A 17853-nucleotide genomic window follows, 5' to 3' on the forward strand; every position below is an offset into this window, starting at 1 on the left:
ACAGTAGATTCGAAACCGAACCTAACCCTCCCCATACCCCTCCCAAAGGGAGGGGAAATTGATTACATAGCAAGCAACAGACGTTGCGGATCTTCGATGCATTCTTTTACCCGCACCAGGAACGTAACCGCTTCGCGGCCGTCGATAATGCGGTGGTCATAAGATAACGCCACATACATCATCGGGCGAATTTCCAATTTATCGCCGACGGCGATTGGGCGTTTTTGAATTTTATGCATGCCCAGAATGCCGGATTGCGGCGGGTTCAAGATTGGCGTCGACATTAACGACCCATAAATACCGCCATTGGTGATGGTGAATGTACCGCCAGTCAATTCATCAATACCGAGCTTGCCGTCTTTGGCTTTGCGGCCCAATTCGCCGATTTTTTTCTCGATCTCCGCGAACGACAACGCATCCGCGTCGCGCACCACGGGAACGACCAAGCCCTGTTCGGTGCCGACGGCAACGCCGATATCGTAATAATTTTTGTAAATGATTTCATCGCCGGCGATTTCGGCATTCACCGCTGGCAATTCTTTCAAGCCTTGAATCGCGGCCTTGACAAACAGCGACATGAAACCAAGCTTCACGCCATGCATTTTTTCGAACGATTCTTTGTATTGTTCGCGCAAATTCATCACCGCCGTCATGTCGATTTCATTGAATGTGGTGAGCATCGCGGCGGTATTTTGCGCCTGCTTCAAACGTTCGGCGATTTTTTGGCGCAAGCGCGACATCTTCACGCGTTCCTCTCTTGCGCCACTCGCACCAGCCGCCACACCAACCCTGGTGCTCGTGGCTTGTGCCACCGGAACCGGCGCGTTGAACACATCGGCGCGGGTAACGCGGCCGTCTTTGCCGCTGCCAGTTTGCGGCGTATTTCCAGTTTCCGCCATCGCCTTGCGCGCGGCAGGACCCGCCTTCGCCAAGGCTTCGGCGGACATGCCGGATTTGTCAGAAGAAATTTTAATTTCTGACCCGCCCTCCGAAGCCTTGGCGGAGGAAGGTTTTGGCGCAACAGGCGCAGCGGCGGGAGCCGCGAAAACTTTGCCCGTGCCGGCGCCGATGGTGGCGATTACCGCGCCGACTTTTACATTTTGTCCGGCTTGTACGCGAATTTCGGATAACACGCCCGCGGTGGGCGCGGGAACTTCGACCGTGACTTTATCGGTTTCTAATTCCGCAACCGGCTCGTCGGCTTTGACAGCGTCGCCAGGATTTTTCAGCCATTTTGCGATGGTGGCTTCGGAAACAGATTCGCCCAAAGATGGGACTTTGATTTCGGTGGACATCGGGAAATTCCTTTATAAGAAGAAGCGCCTAAATATATACGTTTTTCTGGCATTTTGTCCAGCAAACAAAGGTGGTTTATCATATTTTTCAGTATGTTAGCGTGGATTGTGCGTTCTTGCGACCAGAACTATCAATCTTGTCGCTGACGCAACCGTTCTATCAAAGCGGCCATTTCCCGATCCACAGGCAAAGGATGCTGATCGCCATGGCGCACTGTTTGAATATCATCGATAACTTTTAGTTTTTGTGCGCGTTTTAAAAGTTTCATTAAAAGTTCTCGTTCCCCCTCATTGTTTAATGCCACAAACCACCAATCTTGATGGGTAGACAAAGATCCTGGCGGTCCTTGTGGGCGGGATGGGGTGAATCCAACTTGTTGTAAAGTTACAAAAAGCTGCTGACGATGCGGATTTTCTTTTTCGCTAAATTCATAATTGACCATACGCCAACGAACCACTTGCGGATAAAGCTTCGCGGCATCCGGCGGCGTGGCGCGTCTTCTTCCAGGTGCTTTTGGTGTTTTGGTGGTCATGCGCCCAAGGCTTCTTTCACCAACTTCGCCTGTTCTTCGTTATGGCGTTTATACGATCCGGTTGCCGGCGAGGCTGCTGCCGGGCGGCCGACATAGACTGGGCGGCCAGCCTTATGCTTGATCGCGGTCAATGTGCCTTCGATACGGCGGTCGAGGAAATTCCAAGCCCCCATATTTTCCGGTTCTTCCTGACACCAGATAATATCGGCGTTTTTGTATGGTTTCAGCACCGCTTGCAATTCCGCATCCGGATACGGGTAATATTGTTCGACCCGAATCAGCGCGACATCTTTAATGCCCTTGGCGGTACGGGCCTCTAGCAAGTCATAATAAACTTTGCCGGAACACAACACGACGCGCTTGCATTTCGCCGCGTCGATTTTTTCGGCCTCTGGAATGACTTTTTGGAACGAGGTTTTCGGCAAGAAATCATCGAGGGTCGAAACGCATAATTTATGGCGCAACAAAGATTTCGGCGTCATCAAAATCAGCGGTTTACGGAATGGCCGGTGCAATTGGCGGCGCAGCGCGTGGAAATAATTGGCTGGCGTGGTGCAATTGCCGACCACCATATTATCTTCGGCGCATAATTGCAGGAATCGTTCCGGGCGCGCGGAGCTATGTTCCGGCCCCTGGCCTTCGAATCCGTGCGGCAATAACAATACCAAACCACTCATCCGCAGCCATTTCGATTCGGCGGAGGAGATGAACTGATCGATCATCACTTGCGCGCCGTTGACGAAATCGCCGAACTGACCTTCCCAGCACACTAGCGAGCGCGGTTCGGCCAGCGAATAACCATAATCGAATCCCATCACGCCAAATTCGGATAATGGGCTGTCGCAGGCTTCGAATTCGGCTTGTTTATCGTTGATATGTTGCAATGGCAAATATCGTTCGGCATTTTTCTGATCGTGCAGAATGCAATGACGATGCGAAAATGTGCCGCGGCCGACATCCTGGCCGGAAATACGCACGCGATATCCCTCGGTCAACAAAGATCCGAATGCCAATGCCTCGCCGGTGGCCCAATCGAATCCTTCGCCGGATTCGAACATTTTTTTCTTGGCTTCCAATTGACGGGCGATTTTGGAATTCAAATTGAATCCTTGCGGCGTCGATGTGATCGCGTTGATCACCTGGCCCAAAACATCTTTTTTCACGCCGGTATCGACTTCATCCTTGGCGGATTTCGATGTGGAAAGGCCGCTCCACGCGCCTTCCAGCCAATCGGCCTTGTTCGGTTTGTACGATTGCGCGGCCTGATGTTCGCGTTCCATCATCGCGTTGAAATTATCGACCATCGCCTTGGATTCGCGTTCGGAAACAATTTCCTCGCGCGCCAATTGTTCGGCGTATTTCGCGCGCGTCGTCGGCATGGATGCGATTCTTTGATACATAATCGGCTGGGTGAATGCCGGTTCATCGGTTTCATTATGACCCTGACGGCGGTAACATAACATGTCGACCACAACATCGCGTTTAAATTGCTGACGGAATTCGGCCGCCAAACCTGCAACATAAACCACGGCTTCCGGATCGTCGCCGTTGACGTGAAAAATCGGCGCTTGCACGGTTTTCGCGACATCCGATGAATATGGCGAAGAACGGCCATAAGTTGGCGATGTGGTGAATCCAACCTGGTTATTGATAATAAAATGAATCGTACCGCCGGTGCGATATCCCGGCAGATCCGAAAATCCAAAACATTCCGGCACGATACCCTGGCCTGCGAACGCCGCATCGCCATGCAATAACACGCCCAAAACCTGACCGCGTTCCCGGTCTTTTTTCTGGTCTTGTTTTGCGCGCACGCGGCCCAATACCACCGGATTCACGGCTTCTAAATGCGATGGATTAGGCGATAGGGTTAAATGCACCGACACGCCATCGAAGGTGCGGTCGCTTGAGGTGCCCAAATGATATTTAACGTCGCCAGATCCCTGCACTTCGTCCGGATTGGCGGAATTGCCTTGGAATTCGGATAAAATATTGACGTATGGTTTGCCTAAAACGTTGGCTAGCATATTCAAACGGCCGCGATGCGCCATGCCAAACACGATTTCTTTAACGCCCAGTTGGCCGGATTTTTTGATGATCTGCTCCATCGCCGGGATCAGCGATTCGCCGCCTTCCAAACCAAAGCGTTTGGTGCCTGTATATTTAACCTGCAGAAATTTTTCAAAACCCTCGCCAGCGGTCAGCCGATCCAAAATCGCCCGTTTGCCAAGTACGGTAAAATCGCGGTGGCTGCGGTTCGATTCGACGCGGGATTGAATCCAGCCGCGCGCCTCGGGATCCTGCATATGCATGAATTCAATGCCGACATGGCCACAATAGGTTTGGCGCAACACATCCAGCAATTCGCGAATGGTAATGGTTTCGCGGCCATCGAACGCGCCGCCGATGAAAATCGGCCGGTCGTAATCCGATTCCGAAAAACCATAGGTACCAGGATCCAAATCCGCGTGATAGGCGGGCTGCATTAATCCCAGCGGATCAAGCTGCGCCAATAAGTGCCCACGCACACGGTAGGCGCGAATCAACGACCGCGCTTGCATGGAATCGACAATCTGCGCCTTTAGCGCATCGGGCGTTACCACCGCAACGGCGGCATTGGTATTCGCCGAACCTTTACCAGCAGCCGGTTTAGTCACGTTACCGTCTGCCGCGCCGACGATTTTCCCAGGACGTTTGTTCCAACTTGCGCCCAGCATATCGGCGAGGGCCGATTTATCTTCATCGCCCAACGATCCAAAAAATTGCGACCACTGACTATCGACCGAATTGCGATCTTTTAAAAACTTGGCATAAAGTTCGGCGACATATTCGCCGTTGCCGCCATATAAGAAAGAGCTGGATAAAGTTTGTTCGCGGGACATAAAAAAATCCTGAATGATTAGATTCAGGATTTATAGCAAATTATGCAATTACTGTCACGATCAAGCGGCAAAATTTAACGGCGACGTGGACCTTGTTGACCGCCAAGACCCAATAATTTCAATGCTTCAGGTGATGGTTGCTTCGCGGTTCCATTACTGCCACTTCCGCCCCGGCCTGTTATCTGTCTTGCTTCATTGGCATCGGGGCCGTCTGGAAAATAAGTAGAATACATTTCACACAGTAGGTGAAAATTTTTAGTAGCCATCGGCCATGTTGGCTTAGCCGACCATGAATTTAGACTTGTTAAATGTCCCCCAGAAACCCAACCTTTTTCTCTGTTTAACTGATCCGGTGTAGGAGCTTTTTGGCCTTTAGGCGGTTTAACTTTCAATGCTGCTTTACGTAATTCATCGTCACTACGCGCTTTTTGTAAAACTAAATCAAACATTCGCTGATGCATAGCCACATCATCTAAAATTTGACCAGTATCCCGGGTTTGAGCCTGTGGCGCAACGGTTTGTGTCATCATCTACCCACATTTATTATTTAATATTAATATCTTACTAAGATTGTATCTTAAAAGGATAGATACGTCAAGGCAGCTTTTTAAGCCGCCTTAACCTTTTTCATTGCCTCAAGCATCGTTGTGCCCAGCGATGCTGGCGATTCGGAGACTAAATAACCGGCCGATTTCATGGCTTCGATTTTGTCTTCCGCTCCGCCCTTGCCGCCCGAAATGATCGCGCCGGCATGGCCCATGCGGCGGCCCGGAGGCGCGGTGCGTCCAGCGATAAAGCCAACAATCGGCTTTTTCATTTTTTGCGATTTGACGAATTCGGCCGCGGTTTCTTCGGCGTCGCCGCCGATTTCACCGATCATGATAATGCCTTCGGTTTCAGGATCTTTGTAGAACAATTCCAGCACATCGACGAAATTAGTTCCGTTAACCGGATCGCCGCCAATACCCACACAAGTGGTTTGACCAAGACCCGCCGCGGTTGTTTGCGCGACCGCTTCGTATGTCAGGGTGCCGGAACGCGAAACGATACCGATTTTGCCGCGTTTGTGAATATGGCCAGGCATAATGCCGATTTTACATTCGCCTGGGGTGATAATTCCCGGGCAGTTCGGGCCGATCAAACGGGATTTCGATCCGGTCAGAACGCGTTTGACCTTGATCATGTCGGTGACCGGAATGCCTTCGGTAATACAGACGATCAATTTAATTTCGGCTTCGATGGCTTCTAAAATTGCATCGGCGGCAAATGGTGGCGGAACATAAATAACAGACGCATCGGCCTTGGTGACTTTTGCGGCATCGCGCACCGTGTCAAACACCGGCAAATCCAAATGCTTGGTTCCGCCTTTGCCAGGCGTTACGCCGCCGACCATTTTAGTGCCATAGGCGATGGCTTGTTCCGAATGGAACGTGCCTTGTGCGCCAGTGAAACCCTGACAAATAACTTTGGTATCTTTGTTGACTAATACAGACATTTAAAATCTCCTATTAAATTCTTATGATTTTCTTCTTTCGCGGGAAAAATGCTCCAAGATTGCTGGCGCAATTTTGCCACGAAACCGGCGCGGAATATCGGCAACGGAGCGCAGAATCATTTCCGCTGGCGGAGTAGAAGGCATGCCGGCAAATTGCGCCCAGGAGTGATACGCGGCAGCAAACGGAGTTGCCGGAACCAAACGGCCCTTAACCTCTTGCACTACTAAACCGCCGCGACTGAACAACATGATTTCCTCTTACCGTTATGCCGCTTCTTTGACCGCTTTGACAATTTTCTGTGCAGCATCGCCCAAATCGTTCGCCGATACGATCGGCAAACCGGATTTGGCCAGGATCTGTTTACCCAGATCCACATTGGTGCCTTCTAATCTTACGACCAGCGGCACGTGCAGCGATACTTCTTTCGCGGCCGCGACAATACCTTCGGCGATCACATCGCAACGCATGATGCCGCCAAAGATGTTGACCAAAATGCCTTCGACATTCGGATCGGACAAAATAATTTTAAAGGCCGTGGTCACGCGTTCGCGTGTTGCGCCGCCGCCGACATCGAGGAAATTGGCAGGCTCGGAGCCATACAATTTAATGATGTCCATGGTGGCCATCGCCAAACCTGCGCCGTTGACCATACAACCGATCGATCCGTCCATTTTCACGTAATTGAGGCTGTGCTTGCCAGCTTCCAATTCCATCGGATCTTCTTCCGATTCGTCGCGCAATTGTTCGATTTCCGGGTGACGAAACAACGCATTGTCATCGAAATTCATTTTCGCGTCGAGTGCAATCACGCCGCCTTCCTTGGTGACAACCAACGGATTGATTTCCACGGTCGAGCAATCCAAATCCACAAAGGCGCGATACATCGCGATCATGAATTCTTGCGCCGCGTTGATTTGCTTGCCTTTCAATCCAAGGCCAAAGCAAATTTGACGGCACTGGAAATTTTGCAATCCAACCGCCGGATCGATCACCGCTTTTAAAATTTTCTCCGGCTGATGCGCGGCGACTTCTTCGATTTCCATGCCGCCTTCGGTCGATGCCATCATGGTAATGCGCGACGTGGCGCGATCCACCAGCATGCCCAAATACAACTCGCGGTCGATGTTGCAGCCTTCTTCGATATAAACGCGCTTGACTTCTTTACCAGCTGGGCCGGTTTGTTTGGTGACCAGAGTCATCCCTAACATTTTCTGCGCGGTTTCTTTTGCTTCCGCCACCGATTTGGTCAATTTAACGCCGCCACCCTTGCCGCGGCCACCGGCGTGAATTTGCGCCTTAACGACCCACACCGGACCGCCCAATTGCTTGGCTGCTGTTTCGGCTTCTTCGGCGGTATAGGCCACCGCACCGCGCGGAACCGATACGCCATATTGGCCTAATAATTTTTTTGCTTGATATTCATGGATGTTCATTGTGTTGTCCCTTACTTAAAAATCTAAATTTATTAGGCCGCTTTCGCCTGAATGTCCTTGGTCACTTTGACCAGTTCCTGCACCGCCGCAACCGATTTGTCGAACATGGATTTTTCATCCGCGTTCATTTGAATTTCGACGATTTTTTCAACGCCGCCCTTGCCAATGATTACCGGCACGCCGACATAAATGCCCTTCACGCCATATTCGCCGTTCAAATACGCGGCGCATGGCAGCACGCGGCGTTTGTCGCGCAAATAGGATTCCGCCATTTCAATCGCCGACGCGGCAGGGGCATAAAAGGCCGATCCGGTTTTCAGCAATGCGACGATTTCACCGCCACCATTTCTGGTGCGATCAACAATTTTGTCGATTTTCGCTTGCGTGCTCCATCCCATTTTCACCATATCCGGCAACGGAATTCCAGCAATAGTCGAATAGCGCACCAGCGGCACCATGGTATCGCCATGACCGCCCAGAACGAATGCGGTTACATCCTCCACACTCACATTAAATTCATCCGCCAAGAAATGACGGAAGCGGGCGGAATCCAGAACGCCGGCCATGCCGACGACTTTGTTTTTCGGCAAACCGGAAACTTCTTGCAGCACGCCGACCATCGCATCCAGCGGATTGGTAACGCAAATTACAAATGCGCCGGGGCAATATTTTTTAATGCCTTCGCCGACGGCTTGCATGACTTTGGTATTGGTGCCGATCAGATCGTCGCGGCTCATCCCCGGTTTACGCGGAATGCCGGCGGTTACAATCACCACATCGGAATCTTGAATGGCTTCATATCCATTGGCCCCGGAAAATTTCGCATCGAACCCCAAAACCGGCGCGGCTTCCGCAATGTCCAGACCTTTGCCTTGCGGCGTGCCTTCGACCACATCGAACAGCACCACATCGCCCAGTTCTTTCAATCCTGCCAGCAATGCCAGCGTGCCGCCAATTTGACCGGCGCCGATTAATGAAATTTTTGCGCGTTTGTGAGCCATGATGAATTCCTTGTACTTTATATATTAAGAAGAAGAGCGAATCCTAAGCCGCAATGGTTAACAATCCATAAAGGCAGAACAGCCCCCTTGAACAGTTAATTCCTAGCATTTTAGGGGCGAAAATCCAAGCCAATCGCCATGAACGCGCAATAATTTGTGGTGGACGAATTGGTCCTACCGGTCATACCATAATTTTGTAAACAAAAAGGATATCAGGCCGCGTCGGGCGCGGCATATTCGCGCGATTGCATTTCCATCAGACGCGAAATGGTGCGTTGAAATTCGAACGCATTATGCCCACCCGCCGATAACTCCGCGACCGGCACAGCGGCGGAGCATATCAATTTGATATGATTGTCGTATAAAACGTCAATTAAGGTAATAAAGCGTTTGCCTTCATTACGATTATCGTCTTTAAATTGCGGAATGCCGGACAAAATGAGCGTATGAAAATTTTGTGCGATAGCCAGATAATCGCCAGCGCCATAAGGTTTTTCGCATAAATCGGCAAAGGTACAAAACGCAACGCCCTTCGCAGCCTTGGCGATATGCAATTTATGCCCCTTCACATCCAAATCCACGGATTCCGCCGCGTCATGATCGGTCAAGCGGGTAAAGGCCAAGGCCAACGTGCTGGCCGCCTTGGCATCCAGCGGCGCGTTGTACAAATTGATTTCGGCGATGCGTTTGGCGCGATAATCTTGTCCGCCGCCAAAATGAAATACATGCACGTGATTTTTTAAGATATCGATGAACGGTAAAAACCGGTCGCGCTGCAATCCGTTTTTATATAAATCGTCCGGCGCGACGTTGGATGTCGCTACCATTACCACGCCTTCTTCAAACAGCGCCGTAAACAAGCGCGATAGAATCATCGCATCGGCAATATCTTGGACCACGAATTCATCGAAACATAATAACCAGGCTTCTTCAGCAAGCTCCGCCGCCAGCGGCTTTAAAGGATCGGCGAGATTGGGTTTCGATTTTCGCATAATGAATAAACGGTGGTGCACGTCTTGCATGAATTGGTGGAAATGCACCCGTTTTTTTTGCGGCGTTGGAACCGCCATAAAAAACAAATCCATCAGCATGGATTTGCCGCGACCGACTTGCCCGTGAATATAAAGGCCTTTGGGCTGCATTACCGAACCGCCACGCCACCGCGCAACCGCGCCGGTCAATCCCGATTTTTTGCGCGGGTGATAGGCCAGCAATTGTTCATGTAAAATTTGCAATTCCTTGGCGAGGGTTTCTTGGGTTTCATCCTCGCGCAGCTTGCCGCCGCTCACCATCGCTTTGTATTTTTCATAAGGGCCGGTTTGCATAATATGGTCTTATCGGTCTAAATCATTGAGATCAAGCGATTTCCCCTAAACCGTACCATGATTGACGCGCATAAGTTTTTTATAAATCGCGCCAGGGAATCCCCCGCGCCTAGAGCTGAAACAATATCCATATCTGACTGAGATATAAACTTAATCGTCTCTTTTTAGAATAAAATTTCTGTAAATTAAAATATAATTACACAATTTTAAATTTTAGACGTGTTTTCAACAATTTTTTCCGTTATTTCATAAATTTAATGTCGGTATGCAAAATTTGCATTTGACGCTATGACATATTTCTGTAACTTTCTACGGCTGTTAAGGAAATTAGTTAATAGAGAGGGAATTATGACTAAAACGTCTGTCATCAATAATCGCCATCGCACCAAAAATAGGTTGCAAAAGACCTATAGTGGTGCTGCGGTAGTTGCCGCCGCCATTTCATTGGGGGGAACTACAGGAGCAGTCACGGCTGCCCCACAGCCAGATCGCGTAGTTTATGTTGCATCACATGCCAAAAAATCTAGACCTACTGAACCCGTGGCAGATACTTATTTGATGCATCAATTAGCCAGCAAGCGGAATGATAATGGCAGATTAATCATTCGCGCACCTGACAGTGAAACTGAGATTAGAAGCAAAGAAGGATTCAATCTTGACTTATTTTTGGATGAAATTGCAAGACTTCGTTTAGACCGCAAAATTATTGAACAAACCACCCCGACCCAAAAAACTTGGCGGCAACAGAATGTGGAGGCAATGATTAATGCTATTTTTGTGGAAAGTGATCGCTGGGGTGAAGTAAATGAAACATTGGGTAGAAATAGAGTTTATTTACCTCGACCGACACTAGCAACAGTGCAATCGGTGGAAGATTGGTTAAAAACACCAGTCGTACAAAGAAAAATTGCAGCTAAAATGAGAGAATTAACTAATTCTGGAAATATTATGGCCGGGCCATTGGCGCATGATTTAGCCGTAGTTGTCCGCGATGTCGCTATGGACGCGCATCCGCGTGGGAAAGATCGTAGAATTAAACCTCGGATAACCACGCATGCAAGAGAAACCGTGGAAGCAGCTCTAGTGTATGCTGCTAGCTCCCCCAATTCCAGAAGAAGATAAATAAAATATGATTGATATAGCCGGCGGCATAAAAACCGCCGGTTTTTTTATTGCTGGTACAATGATTGGGGCTAATTCCATCGTATTTTTGCGGCAATGTATTAATAAGATATTAAGGTATTTGGCCTATAGTAAAAGGGATTTAAACAACGATGCAGGAAGTATCGATTGGTCAACGCCATTGCCAGCAGACAGAATAATATCAACGCAACACGCCTAGACAGCGCATTGGCGAACGCCGCGCGCGTTACCAAACCACAAAAAACAGACAAAGAAACCGCGCCTGCCGTCAGCAAGGCCGAGGAATTTTTAAATCAAAAAATCGCGGATATGAAACAGCATGGGTTGAATGCCAAAGGAATTATCGGCGATTTCGACGGCGATGGCAAAGACGATGTGTTGATTATCAATGAAAAAGGCCTGTTGCAGGTTTATAGCCAGGATGAAACTGGCGAATATTCATTGACGGAAACCAAGAATTTGAATTTTCACGGCATAACCGATATCGGCTGGGAAAAACAAAAGCAGGGCGATTTTACCAAAGCCTTGATCATCAAACGCGGCGATATCAGTGTCCGTTTGGTGCGCCAGCCGACCGAAACATCGGAAAATCCCGTCTGGCAAGTCGATCCGAATAAATACCGCGTTATGGCCGCCGATATTAACGGCGATAAAATCGAAGATGAAGTCATTGTCGATTTAGAAAACAATCAAGCTATCGTTACTTTGTTCGACGAACGGGGCAACGGCGACAGCAAGGTTATTTCCATCGACAAAATGCGCGATTTTCATATGGAACTGGTCGATGTCGACGGCAACGGCACGCTGGAACTAAGAATTATGGATAATCACAGCGAAACCCAAAAGAACGAGAAAAAAGGCGATACGCTGTATGAACGCAAAATGCACGAATTCGACGAAAAAGTGTATGATTTGATGGGCGACGCCGGCAATTTGCAAAGTTATCGCCACAAAGCGATATTGTCGTACGTCAAGGCCACCGGTCCCCACGGTTCTTATTCTATCCAATTTTAGTCTTAAATTAAACCTTGCGTTCGACCATCAGTTTTTTGGTTTCGGCGATCGCTTCGGCCGGATTCAAACCTTTGGGACAGGTTTTGGTGCAGTTCATAATCGTATGGCACCGGTATAATTTAAACGGATCTTCCAGTTCATCCAGACGTTCACCCGTGGTTTCATCGCGCGAATCGGCGATCCAGCGGTATGATTGCAATAACGTTGCCGGGCCTAAATACCGCTCGCCATTCCACCAATAAGACGGACACGATGTAGTACAGCAGAAACATAAAATACATTCCCACAACCCGTCCAACTTGGCGCGCTCTTCCTCGGATTGCAAACGCTCTGCCCCGGTCGTAATTTCACTATCGGCGCGCAACCATGGTTTCACCGATTTATATTGCGCAAAGGCTTGCGATAAATCCGGGACCAAATCCTTTACCACATTCATATGCGGCAATGGATAAATTTTAACATCGCCCTTAACCTCGTCGATGGCCTTGGTACAGGCCAGCGTATTGGTGCCGTCGATATTCATCGAACAGGAACCGCAAATCCCCTCGCGGCAGGAACGGCGGAATGTCAGGGTCGAATCGACTTCGTTTTTAATTTTAATCAGCGCATCCAAAACCATCGGGCCGCATTTATCCATATCAAGCTGGTATTCATCCAAACGCGGATTATCCGGCGTTTCCGGGTCCCAGCGATAAACTTTAAACGTGCGGGTATTTTTGGCATCTGAAGGCGCGGCGTGTTTTTTGCCGGGTTCGACTTTGGAATTTTTTGGCAAAGTGAATTCAGCCATTGGGATGTCCTTTATTTCGCGCCAAATAATTTTACGACGTTTTCTGCGGCTACGGGCTGCGCAACGATTTTACGCTCGCGCTTTGGCGCCATCATCGGCGGCGCCACATTTTCCAAATTGCCATTGACAGCCGCGGAAATCGCATCGCTGTCCATAAAAAATTGCGATTCGATGCCCCACATGACGTGCTGGCCGATTAAATGCAATGTGACTTGTTCTTGTTTCGCGGTGTTGCTCATTACCTTGCTCCTTTAATATACCCGTTTCTTTGGCGGGATTGGTTGAATGTCGTTCGACAGCGTATTCATATGCACCGGACGATAGGCGATTTTGACCCGGTTTTTATCGTCGCACCAGGTAACGGTATGCTTCATCCAGTCTTTATCGTCGCGTTCCGGATAATCTTCGTGCGCATGCGCGCCGCGCGATTCCGGCCGTGCCTGTGCGGATGTCAGCGTGACAATAGCCTGCGCCAGCAAATTTTCCAATTCCAACGCCTCGACCAAATCGGAGTTCCAAACCAATGAACGGTCGGAAACTTTAATGTCGCGGATCGATTGAGCGATATCCTGAATTTTCACAACGCCCTCATCCAGCGATTTTGAATTACGGAACACCGCCGCGTGGCGCTGCATGGCGCGTTGCATATTTTCACGAATGACGCTGGATGATAATTTACCGTTCGCATGCCGCATTTTATCCAGGCGTGAAATGGCAAGATCAGACGCGTTGGCCGGCAATGGCGCATGCGGCTGATTCGGACGCATGGTTTCCTTGGCGCGGATTGCGGCGGCGCGGCCGAATACCACGATATCGAGCAACGAATTGGTACCCAGGCGGTTAGCGCCATGCACCGAAACACAAGCGGCTTCGCCAATCGCCATCAATCCCGGCACGACGGCATCGGGGTTTTGCGGCGTTGGACGGACAACCTCGCCATGATAATTGGTTGGAATTCCGCCCATATTGTAATGCACGGTCGGCAGAACCGGAATCGGCTGTTTGGTGACATCGACGCCCGCGAAAATCTTTGCGGTTTCCGAAATACCCGGCAAACGTTCATGCAATACCTTTGGATCCAGATGTTCCAAATGCAGCAAAATATGATCTTTGTGCGGACCGACGCCGCGGCCTTCGTTGATTTCAATGGTCATGGCACGGGAAACCACATCGCGCGAAGCCAAATCTTTTGCCGACGGAGCGTACCGTTCCATAAAGCGCTCGCCTTCGGAATTGGTCAAATAACCGCCTTCGCCGCGCGCGCCCTCGGTGATCAAACAACCCGAACCGTAAATTCCGGTCGGGTGAAATTGCACGAACTCCATGTCTTGTAATGGCAATCCGGCGCGCAACACCATCGCGTTGCCGTCGCCAGTGCAAGTGTGCGCCGAGGTGCAGCTGAAATAGGCGCGGCCATATCCCCCGGTCGCCAAAACCGTTTGATGGGCCTTGAACCGGTGAATCGTTCCGTCTTCCAGACACAACGCCACCACGCCGCGGCATTTGCCATCCGAATCCATCATCAGATCCAGCGCAAAATATTCGACAAAAAATTCGGCGTTATATTTTAGGCATTGTTGGTACAACGTATGCAAAATTGCATGGCCGGTACGGTCGGCGGCGGCGCAAGCGCGTTTTGCCGGCGATCCGGCGCCTTCGTTCAAAATATGTCCGCCAAACGGGCGTTGGTAAATCTTTCCTTCGGGCGTGCGGGAAAACGGCACGCCAAAATGTTCGAGTTCGATAACGGCTGGAATGGCGTTTTTGCACATATATTCGATTGCATCCTGATCGCCCAGCCAATCCGATCCCTTGATCGTATCGAAAAAATGATTGCGCCAATTGTCGCCGTCACCCATGTTGCCGAGCGCGGCGCCAACGCCGCCCTGTGCCGCGACGGTGTGCGAACGGGTCGGATAAACCTTGGTAATGCAAGCTGTTTTAAGGCCGGCCGCGGTCATCCCCATCGTGGCGCGCAAACCGGCGCCGCCCGCGCCGACAACGACGACATCGAATTCATGATCGATAATTTTGTACGATTGCAAATTCATAACGCGATTAATCCTAATGCATCAAAGCAATTTTAAAAACGGCATACACGGTCATGGCCATAGTCAGCCACATCAGCAATTTCAACCCAATCAGCAATGTGTATTTGGAAAATGGGCTATGCACATAATCTTCGACCACAACTTGCATGCCAATGGCGCCGTGATAAAGGCCAATTAACATAAACAGTCCAAATAAAATCGTGTGCCATGGCTGCGCCATCCAAATGGCAATTACAGGGCCGCCAGCGCCCATCAATCCAATAAAAGCGCCAACCAGCCAAACCGTCAGCGGAATCAAGGCAATGGCGGTTAAACGCTGCATCCACCAATGATGCACGCCGTCCTTGGCCGATCCTAAACCACGGACCACCGCCAATTTCGACCGCATGCTGTTTTGGATTTGCGCCATAATGCCCCTATAATGTTTGCCAAGCCGACGGATTGTACAATGCATACGCAAGCAGCCAGGCCAGCGCTGTCAATAACACACTGCCGACCATGACCATGCCGCCGGAATCATCCACTTCGTTTAATTTAAATCCCTTGCCGACATCCCAAACCAAATGGCGGATGCCATTGCATAAATGATAGAAAATGCAAAAGGTCCAGCCGAACAGCATCAGACGGCCCAGCAGACTGCCCATAAAATGCTGTATCTGCGCAAAACATTCGGGGCTGGAGGCCAGCGCGAACAGCCATACGGTCAAAACCAAAATGCCGAAATACAGGGCGATGCCGGTAAAACGGTGCATGATCGACATAATGGCGCCAGTCAGCGGCAATTTGTAAATTTGCAAATGCGGCGATAATGGACGCGGATAGGTTTTTGGGGCGTTGGACATGGATGTTAGAGAGGTTCTAAAATAGGTTTAAAGCTGTCTTTACTATAAGTCAATAAAAGCCCGATAATTTATTTCGTTTAATAAAACGCTGTAGCGTTTTAGAGTTAAAAGCAATTAGTTTCCAGCACTTTACCATTAACCAGCCAGCAAAACCGGTCAAGATTGCCGGATTTATTATATAAATAATTCGCTGTCATTACGTTCAGGCTGGCCGGCGATATAGGCAGAGTTTGCGGTAAAAACCGCTGATCAATCCACATAAAGACAACGCACTGGTTCAAATTCGGATTGTCTTCGATAAATTTTTTGCAATAAGCGCGGACCTGGCGTTTCGTTGGCGCGGGTTTTTGCAAAGATTCTGGACTTAGCCATCCAGCACTGGTTACGCCTTGCGAAATTGTCGGCGTAAAAAACGCAACTTCCGGTTTTGGTCCGGGATGGTTGCCCCAAATATAACGCCATCCGTCATACACGATCCAGACCGCCGCCAGCAACATGCATACCGCCAACAGTCCGATCAATATATCGCCGCGCCGGCTGGGGTTACGCATCATCGGTCCGGTCGGCAATACATGCGCGCCAAACGCCATGACGATGCAAAACAAAACAAATATGCCGCCGACAGTATAAATTAAAAGGGATTCGCCGTTCATATTCAGGCAGCCTTTAGCATTTTTTGTTCAATCAAAGATTCGGCGATCTGCACCGCGTTCAGTGCCGCGCCTTTGCGCAGATTATCCGACACGCACCAGAATGACAATCCGAATGGCACGGTTTTATCGGATCGCAGGCGGCTGATGAATACTTCGTCCTGGCCGACACATTCGATTGGAGTGATATACCCCTCGTCCTCGCGCCGGTCGACAATTTCAATTCCCGGAAATTTTTCCAGCGCGTCGCGCGCCTGCTTGACGGTAATTTGCGATTCGAATTCGACATTGATCGCTTCGGAATGGCCGACAAATACTGGCACGCGCACGCACGTCGCGACCACTTCTATTTTCGGGTCCAGAATTTTTTTGGTCTCCGCCATCATTTTCCATTCTTCCTTGGTATAGCCATCATCCATGAAAGAATCGATATGCGGGATCAAATTAAAGGCTATTTGCTTGGAAAAAATCTCGCGTTTAGCATCTTGGCTGACAAAAACATTGCGGGTTTGGTTGAACAATTCATCCATCGCTTCCTTGCCCGCGCCGCCAACCGATTGATAGGTAGCCACCACCACCCGTTTAATCCGCGCAATATCATGCAATGGTTTCAACGCCATTACTATTTGAATAGTGGAACAATTCGGCACCGCGATAATGCGGCGCTTGGCATAACCGGCCAATGCCTGCGGATTTACTTCCGGCACCACCAAAGGCACATCCGGTTCCATGCGGTACAAGGACGTTTTGTCGATGACAATCGCGCCCGCCGCCGTCGCGCGCGGCACGAATTCTTTGGACACGGATGACCCAGCGGCGGAAAACACAATATCGACGCCCTTGAAATCGAATTTGCTTAAGGATTCCACCCGCAGGCTTTTATCGTCGCCATAGGCCACTTCGCGGCCAGCCGATTTTTCCGAGGCCAGCGCATGGATTTTCTTGGCCGGAAAATTCCGTTCCGCCAGAATATTCAAAACTTCGCGCCCGACATTCCCGGTCGCACCAACGACGGCAATCGTATAAGACATTCTTTACCCCTTTTCAAAGCAGGATATTGCATTATAAGCCCCATAAAATCAATATTTTAAGGATTTTGTAATAAAACTTAAATGTCTTTTTTCTACAGTGATCGCCTATTTACAGGAAAAGGAAAATATAAATGGTTTCAAAATCACCAATGCAGCTTCTTCGTGAAGCGGAAACCCACTCAGCGGCAGCTGCCGAACACTCGAACACAGCTTATCGTTATGCCGCATTGGCGGTTGTTTTCAGCGCTATTGCGGTGGTTTCTTTTGCTTACAGCATGTGGTTGCAAAATACGTCACAAAAAGAGCAACCGGATCTATCGATTCGGGATATTAAATCGACTGTGGAAAATCAAAGAAGCCGTTAACC

Annotated in this window: 19 protein-coding genes; 3 read left to right on the forward strand and 16 right to left on the reverse strand. The window is 49.7% G+C overall.

Going from position 1 to position 17853, the window contains the following annotated elements:
• Window positions 1–62: 62 nt before the first annotated feature.
• The 9 genes from odhB to EYC62_03420 form a co-directional block, all read right to left on the reverse strand.
• Window positions 63–1295 (reverse strand): 2-oxoglutarate dehydrogenase complex dihydrolipoyllysine-residue succinyltransferase, encoded by a 1233-nt coding sequence (gene odhB, locus EYC62_03380; GenBank protein TAH36153.1) that lies wholly within the window; start codon window positions 1293–1295, stop codon window positions 63–65.
• Between the two features lie 131 nt (window positions 1296–1426).
• On the reverse strand, window positions 1427–1828 hold the full coding sequence (locus tag EYC62_03385; GenBank protein ID TAH36154.1) for a hypothetical protein: 402 nt from the start codon (window positions 1826–1828) through the stop codon (window positions 1427–1429).
• Window positions 1825–4710: a 2-oxoglutarate dehydrogenase E1 component gene (locus tag EYC62_03390; protein ID TAH36155.1), complete on the reverse strand. Its 2886-nt coding sequence runs from the start codon at window positions 4708–4710 to the stop codon at window positions 1825–1827. Before EYC62_03390 ends, EYC62_03385 begins: the two co-directional genes overlap by 4 nt.
• Window positions 4711–4784: 74 nt before the next feature.
• Window positions 4785–5240, reverse strand: a complete 456-nt coding sequence (locus EYC62_03395) for a hypothetical protein (protein TAH36156.1) — start codon at window positions 5238–5240, stop codon at window positions 4785–4787.
• Between the two features lie 77 nt (window positions 5241–5317).
• A complete protein-coding gene (sucD, locus tag EYC62_03400; GenBank protein ID TAH36157.1) occupies window positions 5318–6205 on the reverse strand; it encodes a succinate--CoA ligase subunit alpha in 888 nt (295 codons plus the stop codon).
• A gap of 21 nt (window positions 6206–6226) precedes the next feature.
• Entirely contained in the window at window positions 6227–6454 is a 228-nt protein-coding gene (locus EYC62_03405) for a hypothetical protein (GenBank protein TAH36158.1), read from the reverse strand.
• A 15-nt stretch (window positions 6455–6469) separates the two neighbouring features.
• Window positions 6470–7639, reverse strand: coding sequence for an ADP-forming succinate--CoA ligase subunit beta (locus tag EYC62_03410; GenBank protein TAH36159.1), 1170 nt, complete (start codon window positions 7637–7639; stop codon window positions 6470–6472).
• 32 nt (window positions 7640–7671) lie between these two features.
• Entirely contained in the window at window positions 7672–8640 is a 969-nt protein-coding gene (gene mdh / locus EYC62_03415; GenBank protein ID TAH36160.1) for a malate dehydrogenase, read from the reverse strand.
• Between the two features lie 212 nt (window positions 8641–8852).
• Complete coding sequence (locus EYC62_03420; protein ID TAH36161.1) at window positions 8853–9965, reverse strand: cell division protein ZapE; 1113 nt, start codon at window positions 9963–9965, stop codon at window positions 8853–8855.
• Between the two features lie 348 nt (window positions 9966–10313).
• Here EYC62_03420 and EYC62_03425 point away from each other — a divergent pair, with 348 nt between their 5' ends.
• Both EYC62_03425 and EYC62_03430 read left to right on the forward strand, forming a co-directional pair.
• The gene (locus EYC62_03425; GenBank protein ID TAH36162.1) at window positions 10314–11087 is read left to right on the forward strand and encodes a hypothetical protein; all 774 of its coding nucleotides are present in this window, start codon (window positions 10314–10316) and stop codon (window positions 11085–11087) included.
• A 168-nt stretch (window positions 11088–11255) separates the two neighbouring features.
• Window positions 11256–12122 carry a hypothetical protein gene (locus EYC62_03430; GenBank protein ID TAH36163.1) on the forward strand — a complete coding sequence of 289 codons (867 nt, stop codon included), beginning with the start codon at window positions 11256–11258 and terminating at the stop codon, window positions 12120–12122.
• A gap of 7 nt (window positions 12123–12129) precedes the next feature.
• Here the strand turns inward: EYC62_03430 and EYC62_03435 are convergent, their stop codons facing one another.
• The 7 genes from EYC62_03435 to EYC62_03465 form a co-directional block, all read right to left on the reverse strand.
• Window positions 12130–12912, reverse strand: a complete 783-nt coding sequence (locus EYC62_03435) for a succinate dehydrogenase iron-sulfur subunit (protein TAH36164.1) — start codon at window positions 12910–12912, stop codon at window positions 12130–12132.
• 11 nt (window positions 12913–12923) lie between these two features.
• Window positions 12924–13151 carry a hypothetical protein gene (locus tag EYC62_03440; GenBank protein ID TAH36165.1) on the reverse strand — a complete coding sequence of 76 codons (228 nt, stop codon included), beginning with the start codon at window positions 13149–13151 and terminating at the stop codon, window positions 12924–12926.
• 12 nt (window positions 13152–13163) lie between these two features.
• Window positions 13164–14963, reverse strand: coding sequence for a succinate dehydrogenase flavoprotein subunit (locus EYC62_03445; protein ID TAH36166.1), 1800 nt, complete (start codon window positions 14961–14963; stop codon window positions 13164–13166).
• A 13-nt stretch (window positions 14964–14976) separates the two neighbouring features.
• A complete protein-coding gene (gene sdhD / locus EYC62_03450; protein ID TAH36167.1) occupies window positions 14977–15372 on the reverse strand; it encodes a succinate dehydrogenase, hydrophobic membrane anchor protein in 396 nt (131 codons plus the stop codon).
• A 7-nt stretch (window positions 15373–15379) separates the two neighbouring features.
• Window positions 15380–15805 (reverse strand): succinate dehydrogenase, cytochrome b556 subunit, encoded by a 426-nt coding sequence (gene sdhC, locus EYC62_03455; protein TAH36168.1) that lies wholly within the window; start codon window positions 15803–15805, stop codon window positions 15380–15382.
• A 104-nt stretch (window positions 15806–15909) separates the two neighbouring features.
• The gene (locus tag EYC62_03460) at window positions 15910–16458 is read right to left on the reverse strand and encodes a hypothetical protein (GenBank protein ID TAH36169.1); all 549 of its coding nucleotides are present in this window, start codon (window positions 16456–16458) and stop codon (window positions 15910–15912) included.
• Between the two features lie 2 nt (window positions 16459–16460).
• Window positions 16461–17486, reverse strand: a complete 1026-nt coding sequence (locus EYC62_03465; GenBank protein ID TAH36170.1) for an aspartate-semialdehyde dehydrogenase — start codon at window positions 17484–17486, stop codon at window positions 16461–16463.
• Between the two features lie 131 nt (window positions 17487–17617).
• Here EYC62_03465 and EYC62_03470 point away from each other — a divergent pair, with 131 nt between their 5' ends.
• Complete coding sequence (locus tag EYC62_03470) at window positions 17618–17851, forward strand: hypothetical protein (protein TAH36171.1); 234 nt, start codon at window positions 17618–17620, stop codon at window positions 17849–17851.
• The last annotated feature ends 2 nt before the right edge of the window (window positions 17852–17853 follow it).

It is taken from the genome of Alphaproteobacteria bacterium (assembly GCA_004295055.1).
Lineage (GTDB): Bacteria > Pseudomonadota > Alphaproteobacteria > SHNJ01 > SHNJ01 > SHNJ01.